Raw genomic sequence first — 3,645 nt, 5'->3', positions numbered from 1 at the left:
CGCCCGGCCCCCGTGCGGCCCCGTTCACGCCTCCCGCGCCGACTCCGCCCGACGACGGCGCAGCTCGTCCTCCTCCACGCCCGCGACCAGTTCCGGGGCGGCCAGGGGCCGGGGCGCGGACTCGAGCGTGCGGATGTCCGGTGTGGGGGCCAGGCCCGGGTCGGCGTCGCGGAGGCGCCGGGCGGCGGGGAGCACGCGCGACTCGACGTTGCCGACGAGCTGGTTGTAGCGGTCCACGGCGGTCTTGAGGGAGCCACCCATGCGGTCCAGGTGGGTGCCGAGCGTGCCAAGGCGCTCGTAGAGGTCCTTCGCGCTGGCCACCACGGTGTGGGCGTTCTCGGCCAGGGTGTCCTGCCGCCACGCGTAGGCCACGGACTTCAGGGCGGTCAGGAGGGAGACGGGGGCGACGAGCGCGACGTTCCGGGAGAACGCGTGGTCCAGCAGCCCGGGGTCTGCGTCCAGGGCCGCGGCCAGGAGCGACTCGGCGGGCAGGAAGCACAGGACCAGCTCGGGGGAGTGCTCGAGGCCGGCCCAGTAGGACTTCGCGGAGAGCTGGTCCACGTGGCGGCGCACGGCCGCGGCGTGCTGGGCCGCCAGCGCCTGGCGCCTCTCGTACGCCTCCTCGCCGGGCTCGTCCGCGAGGGCCTCGGCCGCCAGCGCGTCCCCGATGGGGGCCTTGGCGTCCACGGCCATGGCCTTGCCGCCGGGGAGGGACACCACGAGGTCCGGGCGGAGGCGCTCGCCGTCCTTGCCGGACAGCGTGGCCTGCTCCGTGAAATCCACGTGGTGGAGCATGCCCGCCGCCTCGACGACCCGCCGCAGCTGCGCCTCGCCCCAGTGGCCCCGCGCGGAGGTGGACTTGAGCGTGGCCATGAGCGACGTGGTCTGGTTCAGCAGGTCACGGTCCGTGGCCGCGGCGGCGCGGAGCTGCTCCCCGAGCCGGCCGAACTGGGACGCCCGATCCCGTTCCAGCACGCTCACCTGCTCCTGGAGCGCCGCCAGCCGCTGGCCCAGCGGGGCGAGCGTGGACATCACCTGGGACTCCGCGCGCTGGCGTTCGGCGTCCTCGGCGCGCGCGGCCGTGAGCGCCCGTTGCTCCGCCCGGGCGGCCGCGAGCTCCTCTCGCGCCCCCTGGTGCTCGGTGCGCAGCGCGGCCAGCTCGGCCTGGGCCCGGCGGGCCTCCTCACCGCCGCCGGCCGCCCGGCGCCACATGAGCCACGCGCCCACCAGGGCGCCCAGCACGAGTCCGAGGATGAGGGCGAGCAGCAGGCTGAGGGTCTCCATGCCCCCACCCTCGCAGGCCGCATGGACACGTTAGGCCGCGGCGCGCCGTCGTCGTGGTGGTCGGCTCAGCCGAAGAGCGGGTTGGGGCCGTTGGCCACGACCTGCGGGTCGCCGTCCACGCGGGCGGCGATGCCCGCCGCGGCCACGCCGGGCAGATACGGGAAGACCATGCGGGTCGAGGCCAGGGCGGCGGCGTCGAAGGCCTCCACCGCGACGGCCGGGCGGGGCCCGTCGGCCGTCTCGATCTCGCCGTCGAACACGGCCACCGCCCGCGTGGGGCGCGGGCTGATCTTCGCGACCGTGGCGGCCGCCTGCTCGGGCTCGAGGTCCGGGTGCTCCCACATGCCGCGCTGGCCGTCGGCGGTGACGGCGAGGATCGTGGGGGCGAACACGGACTGCCGGCCGAGCGTGTCGAACACGTGCTCCACCGCGAGGCTGATCAGCGGCAGCAGCTCGCCGCCGGGAGGCGTGGGGGTCGGTCCGGTGGGCGTCGGGGTGCTCATGGGGCCGAGGCTACCGGCCCTGTCCGACGGCGCCCACCCGTGCCTAGCGTGAGCACATGCAGCTGACCATCGCCCCCGGGGACATCACGGCCACGCACGCGGACGCCGTCGTCAACGCCGCCAACTCCACCCTGCTCGGCGGTGGAGGCGTGGACGGCGCCATCCACCGGCGCGGCGGCCCCGAGATCCTGGCCGAATGCCGCCGCCTGCGCGAGACCGACCTGCCGGAGGGGCTGCCCGCCGGGCAGGCCGTGGCGACGACGGCGGGGCGCCTGCCCGCGCGCTGGGTCATCCACACGGTGGGCCCGGTGTGGGCCAAGACGATCGACAAGTCCGACACCCTCGCCTCGTGCTACCGCGAGTCCCTGAGAGTGGCGGCCGGGCTCGGCGCCCGGACGGTCGCGTTCCCGGCGATCTCCGCGGGGATCTACGGCTGGCCCATGGAGGACGCGGCGCGGATCGCCGTCGAGACCTGCCACGCGATGGCGGACGAGGTGGGCGGCACCGTGGACGAGGTGCTGTTCGTGCCGTACGGCGAGACGGCGGAGGCCGCGTTCCGGACCGTCCTGGACAGGGTTGAGCGGGACTGACTCAACTCCGTGGAATACCCCGTGGGGGGACGGCGTTGCACAGGACAGTCGCCGCTCAACCGGAGCGGCCCGCCCTGCATGAGGAGTGATCGACCATGGCTCGTCCCATTGATCCGTTCCGCGAGATGGAGCGCCTGATGACCGGCTTCGCCCGCACCTCCGGCGCCGCCTCCATGCCCATGAACCTCTACCGCGAGGGCGACGTGTTCGTCGCCGAGGTGGAGCTGCCGGGCGTGGACCCGAGCTCGATCGACGTGGACGTCGAGGAGCGCACGCTCACCGTCCGCGCCGAGCGCAAGGAGGCCCCCGCCGGGGAGGACCGTCGCTGGCTCACCAAGGAGCGTCCGGCCGGCACCTTCGCCCGCCAGCTCAACCTCGGCCAGGGCCTGGCCCTGGACAAGATCGAGGCCGACTACAGCGACGGCGTGCTGCTGCTGACCATCCCGGTGGCCGAGCAGGCCAAGCCGCGCAAGATCCAGGTCAAGCACACCGGCTCCGCCGCCCAGGTGGAGGGCGAGGCCGTAGAGGGTGAGGCCGTGGAGGGCTCCGCCGCCGAGGCCTCCGGCGAGTGATCGCCCTCTGACGGAGCCGTGGCCGGCGTGACCGGCGCGCGGCCCGTTCCCCCGAACGCAGATGCGGCGGGCCCCCACCGGGGGCCCGCCGCTTCCGCGTGGTGGTCAGGCGCGGTCGGCCAGGATCAGCTGTGCCGCCTTCTCGCCGATCATGAAGCACGTGATGTTGGGGGTTCACGGTCACGTGCTCGGGCATCACGGAGGCGTCGGCCACGCGCAGACCCGTCACGCCCTTGACGCGCAGGCGGGCGTCCAGGGGGCTCATGGCGTCGTCGTCGGCGCCCATGCGCACCGAGCCCACCGGGTGGTACACGGTGTTGTGGGTGCGGCGCACGTAGTCGGCGATCTCCTCATCGGTCTGCGCCTCCACGCCCGGGGCGAGCTCCCGGCCGGCCCACTCTGCCATCGCCGGCTGGGAGACGATCTCCCGGGCCAGTCAGATGCCGGCCACCGCGACGGCCACGTCATGGCCCTCCGGGTCGGTGAAGTAGCGCGGGTCCACGGCCGGCTTGTCCCAGTAGTCGTTGGAGCGCAGGCGCACGGTGCCGCGGACCTTGGCGTGGGGTGGACCCGGTGGCCCTGCGGTCTCGGCTGTCGTCCTCTGGTCGGCAGACACAGGTGTGCTTCCTCTCGTCGGGGTCTGGGCGGCCCGTCCACACTACGGATCGGTCATCTGGGCGGGGATGCGTGCTGGGT

4 protein-coding genes and 1 pseudogene are annotated in these 3,645 nt (G+C 74.4%); 2 read left to right on the top strand and 3 right to left on the bottom strand.

The window, feature by feature from the left end; translation table 11 throughout:
• Positions 1 to 24: 24 nt before the first annotated feature.
• Both rmuC and J1M41_RS06105 read right to left on the bottom strand, forming a co-directional pair.
• The gene (rmuC, locus tag J1M41_RS06110) at positions 25 to 1,284 is read right to left on the bottom strand and encodes a DNA recombination protein RmuC (protein ID WP_098094707.1); all 1,260 of its coding nucleotides are present in this window, start codon (positions 1,282 to 1,284) and stop codon (positions 25 to 27) included.
• A 65-nt stretch (positions 1,285 to 1,349) separates the two neighbouring features.
• The gene (locus J1M41_RS06105; RefSeq protein ID WP_063190131.1) at positions 1,350 to 1,787 is read right to left on the bottom strand and encodes a hypothetical protein; all 438 of its coding nucleotides are present in this window, start codon (positions 1,785 to 1,787) and stop codon (positions 1,350 to 1,352) included.
• A 56-nt stretch (positions 1,788 to 1,843) separates the two neighbouring features.
• Between J1M41_RS06105 and J1M41_RS06100 the strand changes: the two genes are divergently transcribed.
• Positions 1,844 to 2,377 carry an O-acetyl-ADP-ribose deacetylase gene (locus J1M41_RS06100; protein WP_098094710.1) on the top strand — a complete coding sequence of 178 codons (534 nt, stop codon included), beginning with the start codon at positions 1,844 to 1,846 and terminating at the stop codon, positions 2,375 to 2,377.
• Between the two features lie 95 nt (positions 2,378 to 2,472).
• Positions 2,473 to 2,949, top strand: a complete 477-nt coding sequence (locus J1M41_RS06095; protein ID WP_061867069.1) for an Hsp20/alpha crystallin family protein — start codon at positions 2,473 to 2,475, stop codon at positions 2,947 to 2,949.
• Between the two features lie 105 nt (positions 2,950 to 3,054).
• Here the strand turns inward: J1M41_RS06095 and J1M41_RS06090 are convergent.
• Positions 3,055 to 3,511: pseudogene (locus J1M41_RS06090) on the bottom strand (GMC oxidoreductase); the annotation flags it as partial.
• Positions 3,512 to 3,645: the final 134 nt, after the last annotated feature.

This window comes from Micrococcus sp. KRD096, assembly GCF_017168495.1.
In the GTDB taxonomy this organism is placed as follows: domain Bacteria; phylum Actinomycetota; class Actinomycetes; order Actinomycetales; family Micrococcaceae; genus Micrococcus; species Micrococcus luteus.
Note: the sequence above shows the minus strand (reverse complement) of the source record. Positions and strands in the feature narration are given on the sequence as shown.